This window comes from Ruegeria sp. CDSA089, from assembly GCF_059612205.1.
Genome location: NZ_JBXWQD010000005.1, coordinates 65,232 through 83,892, shown reverse-complemented (window position 1 = coordinate 83,892; position 18,661 = coordinate 65,232). Strand labels below are relative to the sequence as shown.

Below are 18,661 nucleotides of genomic sequence, written 5' to 3'. Positions count from 1 at the left end.
GCATGGAAACTTTTAGCTTAGGCGTCGTTCTTTTTACCCTGATCGTGTTGGGGCTGGTGGCCATCATCATGGCTGCGCGGTCCAAGCTGGTGTCGACCGGGAACGTGAACATCACCATCAACGGTGAGAAAACCATCTCGGTCCCAGCAGGTGGCAAACTGCTGCAAACACTGGCGGCCGAGAAGCTGTTTGTTCCGTCCGCCTGTGGCGGCGGCGGTACCTGCGCGCAATGCCGGGTGCGGGTGCATTCGGGCGGTGGCTCGATCCTGCCAACTGAGGAAAGCCATATCACCAAGCGTGAGGCTTCGTGCGGTGACCGTCTGTCCTGTCAGGTCGCGGTCAAGCAGGACATGGACATCGAAGTCCCCGAAGAGGTCTTTGGCGTCAAGAAATGGGAATGCACCGTTCGCTCGAATGAAAACGTGGCGACCTTCATCAAGGCCCTGACCCTGGACCTGCCGGAAGGCGAGGACGTGAACTTCCGCGCCGGTGGCTATATCCAGATCGAGGCCCCCGCGCACGCGTTGAAATATACCGATTTCGACGTGGAAGAGGAATATCGCGAAGATTGGGACAAGTTCAATCTGTGGCAATACGAATCCGTCGTGGCCGAACCGATTGAGCGGGCTTATTCCATGGCCAACTATCCGGACGAAAAAGGCATGATCATGCTGAACGTCCGAGTGGCTTCGCCGCCTCCGGGTTCGGATGGTATCCCCCCGGGCCAGATGTCGTCGTATATCTTCAACCTGAAACCGGGTGACAAAGTCACGATTTCGGGTCCGTTTGGTGAGTTTTTTGCCCGCGACACGCAGAAAGAGATGGTCTTTATTGGTGGTGGTGCGGGCATGGCCCCTATGCGCAGCCACATCTTCGATCAGCTCAAGCGTCTGGAAAACCGCGATCGCAAGATCAGCTTCTGGTACGGCGCGCGGTCGAAGAAAGAGATGTTCTTTGTCGAGGATTTCGACCAACTGGCCGAAGAGTTCGACAATTTCGAATGGCATGTCGCCCTGTCGGATGCGCAGCCCGAGGACGATTGGAAAGGCTATACCGGCTTCATCCACAACGTTCTGTTCGAGGAATACCTCAAGAACCACCCCGCGCCCGAGGATTGCGAGTTCTACATGTGTGGACCGCCGATCATGAACCAGTCGGTCATCAACATGCTGCTGGACTTGGGCGTGGATCGCGAAGACATCATGCTGGACGATTTTGGCGGATAAGACAGGATAAACCGGCGCAGCACAGCGCCGGTTTTTTTACAGCCGCAGGTCGCTGGCCTCTGGCGGCAGACAGGATTTGACGTCGAACAACACGCTTTGATCCTTGCCAAAGGCGCGTATCTCGGCTGGGGCGAGCGTCAGAAATTCCCGATGCGCAACTGCCAGAACGATACCGTCATAAGCACCGGTTTCAGGCTGCGAAGTCATTGAAATCCCGTATTCCTGCTGCGCGGCAACTGCATCCGCATGGGGGTCGTAGACATCGACGGCGACGCCGTAGTCTTGCAACTCGTCAATGATATCCACCACACGCGTATTGCGCAGGTCGGGACAGTTTTCCTTGAAGGTCAGCCCCATTACCAGCACGCGGGCGGCGGCCACATTGATCCCCTCGCGCATCATCCGCTTGACCAGTTGCGAGACCACATAGCCGCCCATACTGTCATTCAACCGACGCCCGGCCAGAATGATCTGCGGGTGATGGCCCACAGCTTCGGCCTTGTGGGTCAGGTAATAGGGGTCTACGCCGATGCAATGCCCGCCCACCAGACCGGGGCGGAAGGGTAGAAAGTTCCACTTGGTCCCCGCGGCGCGCAGAACTGCATCGGTGTCGATATCCATCCGGCCAAAGATCATCGCCAGCTCATTCACCAGCGCGATGTTCAGGTCGCGCTGGGTGTTCTCGATCACCTTTGCGGCCTCGGCCACACGGATGCTTTCCGCCTTGTGGGTGCCTACCGTGATGATCCGCGCGTAAAGCGCATCCACCAGATCGGCCACCTCGGGGGTCGAGCCGGACGTAACCTTGCAGATATCCGCGATCCGATGGGTCTTGTCGCCGGGGTTGATCCGCTCGGGGCTGTAGCCTGCAAAGAAATCGCGGTTGAACACCAGGCCCGAGGCGCGTTCCAACACTGGCACACAGTCTTCCTCGGTCGCGCCGGGGTAGACGGTGGATTCGTAGACCACGAGATCGCCGGGTTTCAGCACGCGTCCAACGGTTTCAGACGCGCTGAGCAAAGGTGTTAAGTCAGGCTGCTTGCCTGCCGTGATCGGGGTGGGGACGGTGACGATATAGGTGTCACATTCCGCGATTTCTGCCGCATCGGTGGTGAAGGACAGGCCGGTTGCGGCGCGCAGGTCCTCGGGCTCGACCTCATGGGTTGCGTCCTGACCGGCGCGCAGGGCGGTTATCCGGGCTGTGTTGATGTCAAAGCCGGTCACAGGGCCGATTTTGCCGAAGGCCACGGCCAGCGGCAGGCCGACATAGCCCAGTCCGATCACAGCGATCTTGCGGGCGTTGGGGTCTGTTTCAAACATCGCCGTCATTTACCATGGTAGTCGCGGAACCACGCGACGAACCGGGCAATTCCCTCTTTGAAATCGGTTTGCGGGCGGTACCCTGTCAGGGATTGCAGCAGATCATTATCGGCCCATGTCGCAGGCACATCGCCCATCTGCATAGGCATGTAGTTTCGGATAGCCTTTTTGCCCAAGGCATCCTCAATGGCCTCGATGAAGTCCATCAGCCGCACCTTGTCTCCATTGCCGATATTCACCACCCGCCACGGCGCTGCCGGAGACAGGCTGTCGCCCTCGGCAATCTGATCCGCGCTGTCCGGGCGCACGGGCGGCACGTCGATCAGCAGGCGGATACCCCGCACCAGATCCTCGACATAGGTGAAGTCGCGGTACATGTCGCCGTGGTTGTAGATGTCGATTGGTCGGTCATCCAGAATGGCGTCCACAAATTTGTAGAGCGCCAGATCGGGACGCCCCCAACTGCCGTAAACAGTGAAAAAGCGGAACATCGTCGTCGGCAGGTTCCACAGATGAGCGTAGGAATGGCCCATCGCCTCATTTGCTTTCTTCGTGGCTGCGTAGATCGTCAGAGGGGTGTCGGCCTTTTCGACCTCGGTAAACGGCATCTCTTCGTTCGCACCGTAAACGGATGAGGTCGATGCCATCAGCAGATGCGCAACTTCATGTTCTCGGGCAATCTCCATGACATTGAATGTGCCCACGACGTTTGAGTTGATATAGCTGCGCGGGTCTTCCAGGCTGTAACGCACCCCGGCTTGTGCGGCGAGGTGAACGATGACCTCGGGCTTGAAGTCATCGGCGATCTGTTTCAGGCGGTCGTGATTTTCCAGCAAGTCCTCGGTTGCGGAAAAGCCAGGGTTTTGCAGCAACATCTGGTGGCGGCGCTGCTTGAGGGTGACGTCGTAATAGTCGGTCATCCCGTCATAGCCGTGCACACGAAAGCCTTCGGCCAGCAAAAGCTTGGCCAGATGGAACCCGATGAACCCGGCCGTTCCGGTGACAAGAACCCGTTTCATGCAACCCTCTGTTTCATCGCCGTTTGATGCTGCATCAGGGATACTGTCACCGGCCCGAGGTCAAGCGGTTTTCGCACTTTGGAGCGTCAACCGACGATCATCTGTTTCATGCGAAGGGCTTCGTATTCCAGCTCTTTCAGGCGGAAATGCACGACGTCGCCAATGGTGATCACGCCGCGCAGGGCGCCGTCGGCGAGAACCGGCATATGGCGGAATCGCCCCTCGGTCATGGTTTTCAGAACGTCGTTCAGCGGGTCATCAGGTGCGCAGGTTTTGACCTCACGCGTCATCAGGTCCTCGACCGATTGGGGAAGCGTCTGACCGGGGGTGTCGGCCATGCGGCGCACGATATCGCGTTCCGACAGAATGCCCTGCAGTGCGCCGTTTTGATCGGTCACCAGAACCGCCCCGATTTTCTTTTCCTTCAGCGTGTTCACCACCGAGTGAATCGTGTCGTTTGGACGCACCGAGAACACCGCATTTCCCTTGCCCTCAAGCAGTTTCGCCACGGTCGTCTGCGAGTGTGACAGGTTCGAGTCGACCGACTGGCTGCGCGTGCTGGTCTCGGCCTTGTCGCCGCGGGTCGGTGGCTGGTAAGAGCTTGGGGCCATGGGCAATCTCCTTCTGCTTTGTTATTTACCTTAGCGCAGCCAAACGACCTGTATAGGGTGCAATTGCCCGTTCCGGGGAAAACTGCCGAAAACCAAGGATATCCGAACTTTTGTCCGACCTTTCTCTGACCCCGCCTGTTGCAGCGCTGATCTTTTTCGCCGTGGTTGTATGCGGGCACAATTTTCGCATGGCATGGAAACAACAAGCGCCGGGGTGGCAGAAAAAGGCGTGGCTGTTTGGCGTGCCTGCCGGAATTGGTCTGCTGGTTTTGGGCTTCATGCCGCTGAAACTCTGACGCAGGTTTGACTCTGATCCGGGGCGCTGGCATATGCCGGGCACGTTTTCCTAAGAGGGTGCTGTGATGCGTTTTGTCCCCGTTTTGGCTGTTGCCGCGCTGGTGTCTGGCTGTTTGTTCGACAAAGAACCAGAAGTCGTGCGCCTGTCTGGCGAAACCATGGGGACGACCTTCAACATCACCGCCATCGGCGTGGACCTTGACGAAGAGGCGCTGGCAGGTGCAGTCGATCAGACGCTGGCCGAGGTCAACGCCAAGATGTCCAACTGGGATCCGAATTCCGAGGTGTCCACCTTTTCTGCGTCGGACAGCACCGATGCCGTGGCAGTATCTGACGAATTTGCGTTGGTGATTGATGCGGCAAATGACGTGCACGAGAAAACGGGCGGCACGTTTGACGTCACCCTTGGCCCGCTGATTGAGCTGTGGGGCTTTGGCCCGCGCAAACCCGAAGATCCTGTGCCATCGGATGCCGAAATTCAGGCCGCGCTGGACAGCGTCGGTCAGTCCCGCCTGTTGACGCTGGACCGCGGGGCCGGGACGCTGGCCAAATCGGATGCGGGCGTGGGCATCAACCTGTCGGCCATCGCTAAAGGCTATGGAATTGACGCAGTGGCCGAAACGCTGCGCGAAGCTGGGATCGAGAACTACATGGTCGAGATCGGCGGCGATCTGGTCACTATGGGTCAGAATGACAAGGGTGAGGCATGGCGGATCGGGATCGAAAAACCGGAAACTGGCGTGCAGGCCATTCAGTTGATCGTTCAGCTTGACGATCTGGGGATGGCGACCTCGGGCGATTACAAGAACTTCTTCGAACAGGACGGCGTGCGCTATTCGCATATTATCGACCCGGTGACAGGCCGCCCGATCACGCATCGGACCACCTCGGTCACGGTGCTGGCGGAAAACGCGATGATGGCCGATGCCTGGGCCACGGCCATGTTGGCGCTGGGGCAGGAAAAAGGGCTGGAACTGGCCGAAAAGCATAAACTTGCCGTGTATTTCATCTCGCGGGATGTGACAGGGGGCGAAGATGCCTATATCACGGTTCATAGCAGCGCGTTCAAAGACGCCTTGGGCAGCAACTGACGGATACGGATCATGAGCACCTTTATTCTGGCTTTCATACTGCTGGCTCTTGTGATGGTGGGCATGTCGTTGGGCGTGATGCTGATGGGCAAGACCATCAAGGGCAGCTGTGGCGGTCTGAACGCGATCTCGGGTGCGGATAAATGCGTGGTCTGTCAGAAAGATGTCGACCCGAACAGCCCGCTGCGTGATCAGTTGCAGTGCAAACGCGCCAAGAAGATGCTGGAACAGATGGAACGCGAAGCGCAGGTGTAAATTCCGCTTCGCCGCTGACGCCGAATTGGTTAGCCTAAGCCCCGGACGATCAAAGGGGCGTATCCGTGGCAAAAGCCAAAAACATCCTGTTCATCATGTTCGACCAGCTGCGCTGGGATTACCTGAGCTGCTACGGCCATCCGCATCTGCATACTCCGAATATCGACCGGTTGGCGGCGAGGGGTGTGCGATTTGACAGGGCTTATATCCAATCACCCATTTGCGGCAGCTCTCGTATGTCGACCTATACGGGGCGCTATGTGCATTCGCACGGCGCATCCTGGAACGGCATCCCGCTGAAGGTTGGGGAGATGACGATGGGCGATCACCTGCGCAGGGCCGGAATGGAGTGCTGGCTGGTCGGCAAAACTCATATGCGCGCGGATGCCGAAGGGATGGCCCGGCTGGGTCTGGAGCCTGACAGCCTGATTGGGGCCCGTGTGGCCGAATGCGGTTTTGACGTATTCGAACGCGATGACGGGATGCTGCCCGAGGGGCCGGATGGTTATTACGATCCGGACGGCGCGAAAGAGTACAACAAGTACCTCACTGCCAAAGGGTATGAGAGTGACAACCCGTGGCACGACTTTGCCAATTCTGGTCTTGATGCAGATGGCAACGTTTTGTCCGGCTGGTTCCTGAAGCATTCGACCGAGCCCGCAAATATCGCCGAGGAAGACAGCGAAACCCCATACCTGACCGGGCGCGGGATCGAGTTCATGGATACTCATGACGGCCCCTGGTGTTGCCATCTGAGCTTCATCAAGCCCCATTGGCCTTATATCGTGCCCGAGCCCTATGCCTCGATGTACGGCCCCGATGACGTGCTGCCGGTAAACCGGTCCGAGGCTGAGCGTGACAACGCGCATCCCGTTCTGCGCGCTTTCATGGACACAAAGATCGGCCAGACATTCTCGCGGCAGGATGTGCGCAAGGCGGTGATCCCCGCCTATATGGGTTTGATCAAACAGGCGGATGACCAGATGGGCCACCTGTTCGACTGGATGGAAAAAACCGGCCGGATGGAGGACACGATGATCGTGCTGACCTCGGATCACGGCGATTTTCTGGGCGATCACTGGATGGGGGAGAAGACGTTCTTCCACGATGCCTCGACCAAAGTGCCGCTGATCATCTATGATCCATCGTCCGCCGCTGACGCCACGCGCGGCACGGCCTGTGATGCGTTGGTGGAATCCATCGATCTTGCCCCGACCTTTCTTGATGTGGCGGGCGGCGCAGATGCCTCACATATCCTTGAAGGGCATTCCCTGTTGCCGATCCTGCATGGGACGCAGGCGGAAACTCCGCGAGATGTGGTGATTTGCGAATATGATTATTCGGCCTCGCTGCTGGCGGAGAAACTGAATGCCTCGGTCCGCGATGCTGTGATGTTCATGGTCGCCGACAGGAAGTGGAAGCTGATCCATTGCGAGGGCGGCCATCGTCCTTTGCTGTTTGATCTGGAAAACGATTCACAGGAATTGACCGATCTGGGCGACAGCGCCGACCACGCCGACGTCGTCGCGCAGATGTATGCGCATCTGTTTACGTGGACCCGCAGGCAATCTCAGCGCACCACGCGGTCCAAGGCGCAACTGATCGAGATGCGGACCAAAAGCCGGGGCCGGGGGGTTGTTGTCGGCATCTATGATGAAAACGACATGCCGTTGGAGTTGACGGTGAAATACCGAGGCCGCAAAGCGCGCCCGTATCGGGAGATTGTTGGCAAGGATTAAATTCACCGCGTCTGCGCCGAAAGGCGGTTCACCCGGCGTCGGCCAAGGGGTAAAAGGTCAGGCAAGAGCAGCAATCCCGGAGAGTCCGAATGACCGCCCCCAAACCTGTCGTCCTGTGCATTCTTGATGGTTGGGGGCTGTCCGAGGACACCAAGGCCAACGCGCCCTATCTGGCGCAGACTCCGATATTTGACGCGATTATGGCGCAGGGGCCGCACGCGCAGCTGATCACACACGGGCCTGACGTGGGTCTGCCCAGCGGCCAGATGGGCAATTCCGAGGTTGGCCATACCAATATTGGCGCAGGCCGCGTGGTGGCGATGGATCTGGGGCAGATTGATCTGGCAATAGAAGATGGGTCATTTTTCGAAAATCAGGCGTTGCAGGCCTTCATCGCCAAGGTGAAGGCGGTGGGCGGCACGGCGCATCTTATGGGTCTTGTCTCGGATGGCGGCGTGCATGGGCACCTAAACCACATCGTGGCGGCGGCCAAGGCGATCACGGATGCGGGCGTGCCGGTGGCGTTGCACGCGGTGTCGGATGGGCGGGACGTTGCGCCGAAATCGGCCGCGCCCTTTGTTGACGAACTGGAAGAGCGACTACCTGACGGCGCGCAGATCGTCACTGTTAGCGGGCGCTACTATGCCATGGACCGCGACAATCGATGGGAAAGGGTCAGTCAGGCCTATGACGCCATGATCAAAGCTAAGGGCCGTGCGGCGGCTTCTGCGCGTGCAGTCGTTGAACACGCCTATGACCAATCCGAAACCGATGAGTTCATTCTGCCCACGGTGCTGAGCGGATTTGAGGGCATCAAGGACGGCGACGGCTTCTTCTGCCTGAACTTCCGCGCCGACCGCGCCCGCGAAATCCTGCGCGCCATAGGTGAGCCCGGATTTGCCGACTTCGACACCGGCCCGCGCCCCAACCTGTCTGCGCTGCTGGGGATGGTTGAATATTCCGACGGCCACAACGCCTATATGACTACCGTTTTCCCCAAGCGGGACATCGCGAATACGTTGGGTGAATGGGTGGCCAAACAAGGCTTGCGTCAGTTCCGTTTGGCCGAGACCGAGAAATACCCCCATGTCACCTTCTTCCTCAACGGTGGCAAGGAAACCCCCGAGGTGGGCGAAGACCGCTATATGCCCAAATCGCCAAAAGTGGCGACCTATGATTTGCAGCCCGAGATGTCGTCGGCCGAGGTGACGGCCAAATTCGTTGAGGCGATTGAAGAGGGCTATGACCTGATCGTCACCAACTATGCCAACCCCGATATGGTCGGCCATACCGGCGACCTTCAGGCAGCTATCAAGGCGTGCGAGGCGGTGGATCAGGGCTTGGCGCAAGTTGTTGCGGCGCTGACCAAAGCAGGGGGCGCGATGATCGTGACGGCGGATCACGGCAACTGCGAGGTGATGGTCGACCCTGAAACCGGTGGGCCGCATACAGCGCATACGCTGAACCCGGTGCCCGTGGCTTTGGTCGGCGGACCCGAGGGCGCCACGTTGCGCGAGGGGCGGCTGTCGGATCTGGCACCGACACTGTTGGACCTGATGGGGCTGGAGCAGCCTCAGGAAATGACAGGGCGCAGCTTGCTGTCATGAGGGCGCTTCCGGTTCTGCTCGCAGCCCTTCTGGCGGCCCCGCTTTACGCGCAGACGGACCCGTCCACTGCGGCGCTGAACGCGGCGCGCCAGCTCGAGGCGGCCTCGATCGCGTTGACCGAAGCTGACAGCGCGCGGGATCGGGTGCGGGCGTTGACCACCACGGTGCAGGCTTATGAGGCCGGGTTGACGGCCATGCGCGACGGCTTGCGCAAGGCCGCTACGCGCGAGGCGCAGCTGACCGCCGAACTGCACGCGCGGGAAAAGGATGTGGCGCAGCTGTTGGGTGTGTTGCAAACGATCGAGACCACAGCGCCGCCGGTTTTGATGCTGCACCCGTCGGGCCCGTTGGGGTCCGCGAGGGCGGGCATGATGTTGTCCGAGGTCACGCCGGGCCTGAACGCCCGCGCTCAGGCGCTGGCCAGTGACCTGCGAGAGGTTCAGACACTGCGCCAATTGCAGCAAAGCGCGACCGAAACCCTGACAGAAGGTCTGGTGGGTGTGCAAACCGCCCGAACCCAACTAAGCGCCGCGATTGCCGACCGTACAGACCTGCCGCGCCGCTTTGTCGAAGACCCTATTCGTACCGCCATCTTGATTTCCTCGACCGAGACTTTGGAAGGCTTCGCAAGCGGTCTGTCCGAGATTTCCGAGGGTGAGATTGCCGCCACCAATGCCGATATATCCGACCGCAAGGGTCAGATCGACCTGCCGTCGCAGGGGATCATCCTGCATCGCGCGGGCGAGACCGATGCCGCAGGCGTGACCCGCCCCGGCATTGTGATGGGCACCCGGCCCCGCGCGATTGTTACATCGCCCACGGCCGCGACGATCCGCTATCGCGGGCCGCTGCTGGATTTGGGCAATCTAGTGATATTGGAGCCGCAACCGGGTCTTTTGTTCGTCTTTTCCGGCTTGCAAGAGGTGTATGGAGAGACGGGTCAGGTGATCCCGCAAGGCTCACCAGTTGGGTTGATGCCAGGTGAAACGCCGGAAATCGGCGCTATTTTGTCAACAAGCAGTGATGGCACTGGAACTGACCGCTCAGAAACGCTCTATATAGAGGTAAGACAAGAAAATAGCCCCGTGGACCCGGAATCGTGGTTTCGGACCGACAAGGATGGATAACCGAGTATGAAGAAATTTGTGATGGCCGGTTTGGCCGGAACCGTGGCAGGCATTATCGCAACCACTCAGATTGCAGGCCCCTTGCTGGCGCAAGAGGCCGAGAACAAGGCGAGCGTCTATCAGCAGCTCGACCTGTTTGGGGACATTTTCGAGCGTATCCGTTCGCAATATGTCGAAGAGGTTGAGCCCGAAGATCTGATCGAAGCCGCGATTGACGGAATGCTGACCTCGCTTGATCCCCATTCCAGTTACCTGTCGCCCAGCGATGCGGAACAGATGCGCGTGCAGACGCGTGGTGAGTTTGGCGGGCTGGGGATCGAGGTTACGCAGGAAGAAGGCTATGTCAAAGTGGTCTCACCCATCGACGACACTCCGGCGGATGAGGCCGGGATCGAAGCGGGCGATTTCATCACCCATGTGGATGGCGAAAGCATTCTGGGCCTGACGCTGGACAAGGCGGTCGATCTGATGCGCGGGCCGGTGGGCTCGGAAATCGTGATCACCGTAGTTCGTGAGGGCGAGCAGGAGCCTTTTGACATCACCATTGTCCGCGACACGATCAAGCTGACTGCCGTGCGCGCCCGGACCGAAGGTACCAGTGTCGTTCTGCGTGTGACGACGTTCAACGACCAAACCTTCCCCAACCTGCAAGAGGGCCTGAACGAGCAGATCGAAGAGATCGGCGGCATCGACAAAGTCAACGGCGTTGTTCTGGACCTGCGCAACAACCCCGGTGGTCTGCTGACGCAGGCGATCAAGGTTTCAGACGCATTCCTGAACGAGGGCGAAATCGTTTCAACCCGTGGCCGCGATCCGGGCGAGGGTGAGCGGTTCAACGCCACCGCCGGTGATCTGGCCGAAGGCAAGCCGATCGTGGTGCTGATCAATGGCGGTTCAGCGTCGGCCTCGGAAATCGTGGCGGGTGCGCTGCAAGACCATCGCCGGGCGATTGTCGTGGGCACAAAGAGCTTTGGCAAAGGCTCGGTCCAGACGGTCATGCCGCTGCGCGGGGATGGTGCGATGCGTCTGACGACGTCACGCTATTACACGCCGTCGGGACGCTCGATCCAGGCGCTTGGGGTCAGCCCGGACATTATTGTTGAACAACCGCGTCGTACAGCGGATACCGAGGAAGAGGAAACCAACCCCCGCACCCGGTCCGAGGCCGATCTGCGTGGCAGCCTGAACAATGACAGCCTCAGCGAGGATGAGATCCGTCAGATCGAGGAAGACCGCGCCAAGGCTGAAGAAACCGCCGAATTGCGGGAAGAGGATTACCAATTGGCCTATGCCATCGACATCCTCAAAGGTCTGTCGGCCTTCCGGCCCAACGGCCCGTCCCAGTAAATCGAAGGGCCGCTCCAGGGCGGCCCTTTTCTTATGAACTTAGCTTTCGACCTTCCGCAGCTTCTCTTCATCCAGCATCGTCGCAAGGATCATACCGACCGAGACCGAGATTGCGGCGAAGACAAAGGCCATGTTCATGCCACTGTCGAACGCCGATGCGATGGCGGTTTTCACCTGTTCGGTCTCTGCCGGGGTCAGTTTTGCCATCACGGCTTTGGCGGAATCGGTGGTCAGCGTGCCGCCGTTGATGGCCCTTTGATCCGCTTCGGACATTTTGATGCCATCCACCGCAAGCTGTTTGCCAAGGCTGGAGAGGCTGGTGGCATACATGATCGCGGTGGCGAACGCGACTGAGATGGCACCATAGACGAGGTGGGTCATGAAGCTTAACCCGCCAACAAGCCCGGCGCGTTCGGGTTTGACCGCACTGACCGCAGCCGTACCCGATGGCCCCACTGTCAGCGTTGCGCCCAGCCCGATCATGGCCATGCCGGGCAGGATCTGGAAATAGCCCAGCCCTGTAGGCATCGCCACGATGCTGAGCGCCCCTATGGTGGCAATGAGATAGCCCCAGAACAACAGCCGCTTCGGCCCGAAGTCGTTATAAAGCGTCCCAGAAACGATCGACCCGATCGCCAACAGTAAAGTCAGCGGGGCCAGCCCAAGCGCTGAATGAAAGACCGACCAGCCCAGAACCTTCTGCATATATTGCGGGAAATACAGCAGCCCGACAAAGGCGGCTGAGACGTTGAACATGTTCAGACCCAGCGTGATCAGAAACTCTCGGTTCTGCATCATTTGGGGCAGCAGCAGCGGCTCTTTCACACGCTTTTCGATTATGGGGAAAGACAGGAACAGCACGGCGCTGACGAAGAACACCATCAGCAGTGGCGGCGAGGCCCAACCCCAATCCGCGCCCACATCCAGCCCGTAAAGCAGCAGCAGGACCGCCAAGGACAACAGAACCATTCCGGCGATGTCCAGATGCTCACCCTGTTTGTGCTGTTTTTCACGCTCCATCAGGATCAGTGCCGTAATCATCGAGATGGTCGAGAATATGACATTGGCCAGGAAGAACAGCCTCCAATCACCGAAACTGACCGCTGCGCCGCTGATCAAGGGACCAAACACATTGCCACTGGTGACACCCGCCAAGATCATGCCCATGACCAAGGCCCGCTGTTCAGGCTTGGCGATCTTGGTGGCGCCAAAGGCCAGCGCGCAAGGCCAAACACAACCTGCGCCGATACCTTGCAAGGCGCGCGAGAGGATCAGGAAATCGAGGCTGGGGGACAGAAAACACATGACCGAAGAAAACAGAAAGATCGACAGCCCGATCAGCATCATTTTGCGGTGGCCGAACATGTCCCCCATCCGGCCTCCGGCCACCATGGTCATGGCAAAGAACAGGGCGTAGATGTTTAACACCCATTGGGTCGAGGTGATGTCCGCGTCAAAGCTGTTTTCGATCGCGGGGACCAGTATCAAGGCGCCGGTAAAGTCGATCCCGATGCCAAACCCTGTCACCATCAGGGCGATGACCTTGATAATACTCGTCCGGTCCATACCAATACTCCACCAATCGCCTATCGGTTCATGATGCACGGAAAACGCTGGAAAGATAGGGGCTTGGGTCGCAGGCGTCAGGTATCGGACTGTTGCGACCGGCGAAAGGCGCGTTTCAGAAGGTCCAGTTCCGCGCGCAGCAGGTCAATCTCGGCCCGCAGATCGTCCGCCGCAGGAACCCCTGCAATGATGGTGAAATCGCCCAGTTTTTCCGAACTGTCCCGATCAAGAATTACAAAGCTGTGCACCCCGTCCGACAGAGCCGAGATCGGGATGGGTACAGTCAGCGCCCAGCCATCGGGCGAGGCGGTCAGAGTTACGCCGTCCAACACCTCATCCCGGTAGTGAACTGAGACGTGCGGCTCGGCTGAGGATGTGATCAGCCCTTGCCAGATTCCGTTTTCCAGTCTGAGCGGCGTCAGGATGGGGTGCGTCATGATATGGGCCTCATAAATCGGCGCGATGGTGGCGGCAGAAGGTCAGTTCGCGCACAAAAATGCGGTTCATCGTCGGGGCGTCAAAGATGAGATCTAGCCAGATCTTGTCGATCCGCCGCTCGTTCAAGGGGAGGTGGGCCAAATCGAAATCGACCCCGCCTGTTCGGTTTGGGTCTAACTCCCTGAGAACCTGTTCGGTATTGGGGCCGTGCTGGATGTTCAAACGGGCCATTCCGTGTGTATCGCGTTCCGCCTCGATCTGCGCATCGACCCGTATCAGGTGCTGCTTGGTCAGACCCTGCGCGGCATCTGCGGGCAACGCGACGGACAGGGACAGAAAGGAGCCGGCAAACTCGAACACCTCGAGGCTGAGCCCAAAGGGTGCCAGATCATTGTCGCGCCGGTTGCGCGTCTGGCGCAGGCTGATTTCCGACAGCGCGCAGTCGTGAAACAAGGTGGTTTGGTCGTCCAACGGCGTTCTGCGCGGAGCCGAGGCCAGGCCGCTGCGCGACAGCGGTTCGCGCCAGAGGTCGGGGCGCCAGCTCCAATCTGTGCCAAGGGGTTTGGCGAATTGGTTTGATCCGATCAGGGGCCGCGTCAAACGGCCATCCGCCGCATGGATCAACCGGTCCAGATCGGCGCGCAGCTTGCGCGCTTCGTCTCGCTGGTGGCGCAACTGGGTGGGGGGGGTGTGCCCGGCCTTCTGTGCGGCCTGCCGCCAACGGGCCTGCACCTTGCGGAAAATATAGCGATCCAGAAATTTGCCCATGGTCCCCGTCATCTTTTGTTGACCACTGTTTAGTCAATGACGGTGGTTAGGATAAAGCCGAAACCCGGAAATATCGCGTTAATTCCGGCGGAACAATCGGATTTCGGCTGGGCAGGCGGGTTGCGATCTGATACCCGCAGGGCCGTTCTTGCAATCGCGTGGACCAATGCGTACCGTCCGGCACCTGATTGCTGTAGATCATCCGAAAAAGCGCGTATCAAAAAACTTGAGGCAAGGCCGGGGTATGGAACCCACTCTTTTTTCGTTCATTTGGAAGTATTCGAAGAAACAACAGATTGTGCTGTTGGTGCTGACGGTTCTGTCCTTCCCGTTTCTCTACGCCTCGTTGGAGTTGCCCAAGCAGATCATCAACGATGCCATCGGTGCGCCCAGCGATACGGTGACGGTGCTGGGGATCTCGTTCACACAGGTCCAGTATCTCTTGATTCTGTGCTGCGCGTTCTTGCTGACGGTGATCATCAGCGGGCTGATGAAAATGCGCATCAACACGATGAAGGGCGTTCTGGCCGAACGGATGCTGCGTCGGCTGCGGTTTACACTGATCCACCGTACCATGCGCTTCCCAAAATCCTATTTCCAGACCACCAGCCAGGGTGAGCTGGTGTCGATGATCACCTCCGAGGCAGAGCCGATGGGCGGGTTGATGGGCGATGCGATTGCCCAGCCGGTGTTCCAGTTCGGGCAGATGATGACCATCGTCACCTTTCTGTTTATGCAAAGCGTTTGGTTCGGATTGGCCAGCATCGCGCTGATCCCGCTGCAAGCGTGGATCATTCCCAAGCTGCAACGGCAGATCAACCTGCTGAACAAGGACCGCATCCAGGAGGTGCGTCATCTGAGTTCGGAAATCGGCGAAAGTGCCGCGGGCATCAGTGATCTACGCACCAATGGGGGCTGGCGATATCGTCTGGCGCTATTCAGTCATCGGTTGGGCACCTTGTTCGAGATCCGGTTCAAGATCTACAACAAGAAATTCTTCATGAAATTTCTCAACAATATGATCACTCAGATGACGCCGTTCCTGTTCTATTCGGTTGGCGGCTATCTGGCGATCAAGGGAGAGGTTACGGTGGGCGCGCTGGTTGCGGCGCTGGGGGCCTACAAGGATCTGAGCGGCCCGTGGAAGGATTTGCTGACCTATTACAATCAGGTGCAGGATATGTCTCTGCGCTGGGAAATCGTGACCGAGCGGTTTGCGCCGGACAATATGATTCCAGAAAACCTGTTCGTGGGCGAGCCAGAAACGATTCCACACCTTACGGGCGCAATTCAGTTGCGCAACGTGACAGTCCGCGACGATGACGGCAAAACGATCCTTGAAGATATCGACCTGACGATCCCCAAGGGCGCGCGGGTTGCGATCCAATCCTCGAACGCGGCCGAGCGCAGTGCGTTGGCTCAGGTCCTCACGCGCGAGTTGCTTCCGGTGCAAGGCGATGTGACCATTGGCGGGCACGATCTGCAAGGGTTGCATCAGGCGGTGATCGCGGCCCGGATAGGCTATGCCTATTCGCGGCCCTATCTGTTCGACGGGACCTTGGGGGACAATCTGCTGATGCCCCTGCGCACCCGTCCGAAACATGCAGAAGAGGCCAAAAAAGCGCCGACACGTTGGCAGATCGAAGCGGAACGCGCCGGAAACCCGGTGGATTCCCTGTCGGACGAGTGGATCGATCCCGCGCTGGCCGGGTTAGAGGATATCGACGACATCCGGGACTGGTGGTTCCAGCTGGTCGAATCCATGGGCATTGACGAGTTCATGTTCCGTCGGACGTTGCGGTCTCAGTTCGATCCGGTGCAGCACCCGTCGTTGGCGCGTGAAATTGTCGATCTGCGCGGCCGCGTGGCCGAGCGGTTACAGGAAAAGGGGCTGGACCGGTATGTCTACCGCTTCGACCCGGATCTGTTCAACCCGGCGGTTCCATTGGGGGGCAACCTGCTTTACGCCGCGCCGTCGCATGATATTTCGCCCGATATTCTGGCGGGCGACCGGCGGTTCATGTCGATGTTGCGGGCACATGATTTGGATGACGACGCGATGGGGATCTCCAGCGCGGTGCTGAAGACACTGAACCGAACTTTCGGACGGGATGGCACCGATCACCCGCTATTCCTGCGGTTGGGCATGACCAAGGACATGTATTACCGCCTGCTGGATATCGAGGAACGGCGCAAGCTGAAGGGTGAGGCCGGGATCACCGATCAGGAACGCGCGCTGCTGTTGACCGTTCCTTTCCTGTTGACGGCGGAACAGATTGGTCCCGATTTCCCCGACGAATACAAAGAGAAAATTCTGGCCATCCGCAGCGGACAGGCGGACCGTCTGCGCGCGCATCTGAAGGGCATGTTCATCCCCGTCACGCCTGACACCTATATCGAGCGTATGACGGTTATTGAGAATGCGCTCTTTGGCCGTATCTCGTTGATGGCGGGCGCGCATGCGGATGAGATCGAGGATGTGGTGGCCGATATCTTGAACGAGGCCGGTCTGCGCCGTCGTGCGGCGGCGATCATCTATGACTTGCCCTCGGGGCTGGGCGGAAACAACCTGCCGACGGTGTTTCAAGAGCGCGCTGCCTTTTCGCGCGCTGGAATCAAGCGGCCCGATGTCTTAATCTTGGACAAGGCGCTGGCCAGCCACGATTCCGAAAGCCGACTGCGGACGCGGTTGAAACTGCGAGAGCTGTTGCCCGACTCGATCATGATCTTCATGGAAGATCACTTTGCCCATCCCGAGGCTTACGACCTGTTTGTCGAGATCAAGGATGGCCGTATCGACGGCGTCTCCAAGACGCGAACCCTGGACGAGGTGGACACGACTGAGGATCTCAGCCGCAAGCTCAAGATCATATCCTCGACCGAGCTGTTCGCCGGCATGGATGGCCGCAACCAGCGCCTGCTGGCTTTTTCGGCGCAATGGTACCATGCCACGGCTGGTCAGGTCATCTTTTCATGCGGTCAGGCACCGGATGCGGCCTATCTTTGCATCTCGGGCCGAGCCAGCCTGGAATGGCCCATCGAGGGCGGCACCTCGCGGCAGGTTTCGGTTATTGAACCGGGCCGTCTGATCGGGGATTTGTCCATCATCACTCGGGACCCCCGTCAGTTGGACCTTGTGGCGCTGGAGGAGTGTTCCTTCCTGCGCATTGGTGCCGAAGAGTTCCGCGCCGTGGTCGACAGCGACGCGGGTGTTGCCGTTCAGTTGCTTGAAACTGTTGCCGGGTATCTGACCTCACTGGCCAACCGGGTGAACGAGACCAAGGACCCAACCATCTTCCTGGAAGATCCCGGCCAGCCCGAGAGCGTAAATGAACGTGCCTGAGATTAGCTCGCCCCGCTACGGGTCGCATGAACAGCTTGTGGCCCCGGCTCGGGCGCGCGCTGAGATTTGGCGTCTGTTGGCGGGGTTGGGCATCGTCGCAGCCGTTGTCATTGCCCTGAATCTGGCGCTTCTGATCGTCATTTCAGCTATAGGGTCCTACGAATGGGCCGAGGCGTTTTTGTCCGGTTCCTCACCGTTGTCCATGTTGGTTCTGCTGAGCAGTTTCGCCTTTGTGACATTGGGCGTTCGACTGGCGGTCCGCCGTCTTCACCAAAGGTCGCTCGCGTCTGTTTTGGGCCCACTAGGTCAAAGTGTTGCACAGTTCTGGGTCGTCTTGCGCGCATTGGTGGTGCTTGGTGTCGTCATCACGGTGTTGCCGCCATATGATATGGGGGCCGCTTTCGTTCCGAATCTGGCCTTGTCGACATGGCTGTTGTTTCTGCCCCTGTCTTTAGGTGCAGTTCTGATTCAAACCAGCGCAGAAGAGTTTTTGTTTCGCGGCTATATGCAACAAGCCCTCGCTGCGCGATTCCGGTCGCCTGCGGTGTGGATACTCGTCCCATCTTTGCTGTTCGGAATAGGCCACTACGCCCCCGGTACCGCCGAAGGGAACGCCGGGCTGATTGCGCTTTGGTCTATCATGTTTGGCGTTTTCGCGGCTGATCTCACCGCGCGCTCAGGCACGTTGGGCCCTGCGATAGCACTCCATTTCTTCAACAATACCGTGGCGTTGCTGTTCATATCGTTGCCCGACAGCCTAAGCGGCCTTGCCCTTTTCCACCTGCCTTACGACATGTCCGATACCGGTATATTGCGGCAATGGCTTTACGTGGATTTCGCCATCATGACCGTCAGTTGGCTGACCGCGCGCCTGGCACTCAGGCGTTGATTGCATTTCTTTCCGTTG

General features: G+C 58.9%; 16 protein-coding genes. 10 read left to right on the top strand and 6 right to left on the bottom strand.

Features of this window, described 5'->3' with window-relative positions:
• Positions 1 to 2: 2 nt before the first annotated feature.
• Positions 3 to 1,226 carry an NADH:ubiquinone reductase (Na(+)-transporting) subunit F gene (gene nqrF / locus AC2FJ6_RS13225; protein WP_170789852.1) on the top strand — a complete coding sequence of 408 codons (1,224 nt, stop codon included), beginning with the start codon at positions 3 to 5 and terminating at the stop codon, positions 1,224 to 1,226.
• A 36-nt stretch (positions 1,227 to 1,262) separates the two neighbouring features.
• Here the strand turns inward: nqrF and tviB are convergent, their stop codons facing one another.
• The 3 genes from tviB to AC2FJ6_RS13210 all read right to left on the bottom strand — a co-directional run bounded on the left by tviB (position 1,263) and on the right by AC2FJ6_RS13210 (position 4,176).
• Positions 1,263 to 2,546 (bottom strand): Vi polysaccharide biosynthesis UDP-N-acetylglucosamine C-6 dehydrogenase TviB, encoded by a 1,284-nt coding sequence (gene tviB, locus AC2FJ6_RS13220; protein WP_480878266.1) that lies wholly within the window; start codon positions 2,544 to 2,546, stop codon positions 1,263 to 1,265.
• 5 nt (positions 2,547 to 2,551) lie between these two features.
• On the bottom strand, positions 2,552 to 3,565 hold the full coding sequence (locus AC2FJ6_RS13215; protein ID WP_170773148.1) for a GDP-mannose 4,6-dehydratase: 1,014 nt from the start codon (positions 3,563 to 3,565) through the stop codon (positions 2,552 to 2,554).
• 86 nt (positions 3,566 to 3,651) lie between these two features.
• The gene (locus AC2FJ6_RS13210) at positions 3,652 to 4,176 is read right to left on the bottom strand and encodes a CBS domain-containing protein (RefSeq protein ID WP_170773146.1); all 525 of its coding nucleotides are present in this window, start codon (positions 4,174 to 4,176) and stop codon (positions 3,652 to 3,654) included.
• A 110-nt stretch (positions 4,177 to 4,286) separates the two neighbouring features.
• Here AC2FJ6_RS13210 and AC2FJ6_RS13205 point away from each other — a divergent pair, with 110 nt between their 5' ends.
• From AC2FJ6_RS13205 to AC2FJ6_RS13175, 7 genes are all read left to right on the top strand, one after another.
• Complete coding sequence (locus tag AC2FJ6_RS13205) at positions 4,287 to 4,472, top strand: hypothetical protein (protein WP_170773143.1); 186 nt, start codon at positions 4,287 to 4,289, stop codon at positions 4,470 to 4,472.
• A gap of 66 nt (positions 4,473 to 4,538) precedes the next feature.
• A complete protein-coding gene (locus tag AC2FJ6_RS13200) occupies positions 4,539 to 5,564 on the top strand; it encodes an FAD:protein FMN transferase (RefSeq protein WP_170773141.1) in 1,026 nt (341 codons plus the stop codon).
• Between the two features lie 12 nt (positions 5,565 to 5,576).
• Entirely contained in the window at positions 5,577 to 5,819 is a 243-nt protein-coding gene (nqrM, locus tag AC2FJ6_RS13195; RefSeq protein ID WP_170356551.1) for a (Na+)-NQR maturation NqrM, read from the top strand.
• Positions 5,820 to 5,884: 65 nt separating this feature from the next.
• Positions 5,885 to 7,558 carry a sulfatase-like hydrolase/transferase gene (locus tag AC2FJ6_RS13190; RefSeq protein WP_496669279.1) on the top strand — a complete coding sequence of 558 codons (1,674 nt, stop codon included), beginning with the start codon at positions 5,885 to 5,887 and terminating at the stop codon, positions 7,556 to 7,558.
• Between the two features lie 89 nt (positions 7,559 to 7,647).
• Positions 7,648 to 9,165: a 2,3-bisphosphoglycerate-independent phosphoglycerate mutase gene (gene gpmI / locus AC2FJ6_RS13185; RefSeq protein WP_170773137.1), complete on the top strand. Its 1,518-nt coding sequence runs from the start codon at positions 7,648 to 7,650 to the stop codon at positions 9,163 to 9,165.
• On the top strand, positions 9,162 to 10,292 hold the full coding sequence (locus AC2FJ6_RS13180) for a murein hydrolase activator EnvC family protein (protein ID WP_496669277.1): 1,131 nt from the start codon (positions 9,162 to 9,164) through the stop codon (positions 10,290 to 10,292). The genes gpmI and AC2FJ6_RS13180 overlap by 4 nt, the downstream gene beginning before the upstream one ends.
• 6 nt (positions 10,293 to 10,298) lie before the next feature.
• Positions 10,299 to 11,639 carry a S41 family peptidase gene (locus tag AC2FJ6_RS13175; protein ID WP_170773133.1) on the top strand — a complete coding sequence of 447 codons (1,341 nt, stop codon included), beginning with the start codon at positions 10,299 to 10,301 and terminating at the stop codon, positions 11,637 to 11,639.
• A 39-nt stretch (positions 11,640 to 11,678) separates the two neighbouring features.
• On the opposite strand, the gene AC2FJ6_RS13170 is transcribed toward AC2FJ6_RS13175, so the two are convergent.
• From AC2FJ6_RS13170 to AC2FJ6_RS13160, 3 genes are all read right to left on the bottom strand, one after another.
• On the bottom strand, positions 11,679 to 13,205 hold the full coding sequence (locus tag AC2FJ6_RS13170; protein ID WP_170773130.1) for an MFS transporter: 1,527 nt from the start codon (positions 13,203 to 13,205) through the stop codon (positions 11,679 to 11,681).
• A 77-nt stretch (positions 13,206 to 13,282) separates the two neighbouring features.
• Positions 13,283 to 13,642, bottom strand: a complete 360-nt coding sequence (locus AC2FJ6_RS13165) for a hypothetical protein (RefSeq protein WP_170773128.1) — start codon at positions 13,640 to 13,642, stop codon at positions 13,283 to 13,285.
• A gap of 10 nt (positions 13,643 to 13,652) precedes the next feature.
• Positions 13,653 to 14,411, bottom strand: coding sequence for a DUF6478 family protein (locus tag AC2FJ6_RS13160; RefSeq protein WP_170773127.1), 759 nt, complete (start codon positions 14,409 to 14,411; stop codon positions 13,653 to 13,655).
• 244 nt (positions 14,412 to 14,655) lie between these two features.
• Between AC2FJ6_RS13160 and AC2FJ6_RS13155 the strand changes: the two genes are divergently transcribed.
• Together AC2FJ6_RS13155 and AC2FJ6_RS13150 are read left to right on the top strand one after the other, a co-directional pair.
• Positions 14,656 to 17,754, top strand: coding sequence for an ABC transporter transmembrane domain-containing protein (locus tag AC2FJ6_RS13155; RefSeq protein ID WP_170773125.1), 3,099 nt, complete (start codon positions 14,656 to 14,658; stop codon positions 17,752 to 17,754).
• On the top strand, positions 17,741 to 18,643 hold the full coding sequence (locus AC2FJ6_RS13150) for a CPBP family intramembrane glutamic endopeptidase (RefSeq protein ID WP_170773123.1): 903 nt from the start codon (positions 17,741 to 17,743) through the stop codon (positions 18,641 to 18,643). The genes AC2FJ6_RS13155 and AC2FJ6_RS13150 overlap by 14 nt, the downstream gene beginning before the upstream one ends.
• Positions 18,644 to 18,661: the final 18 nt, after the last annotated feature.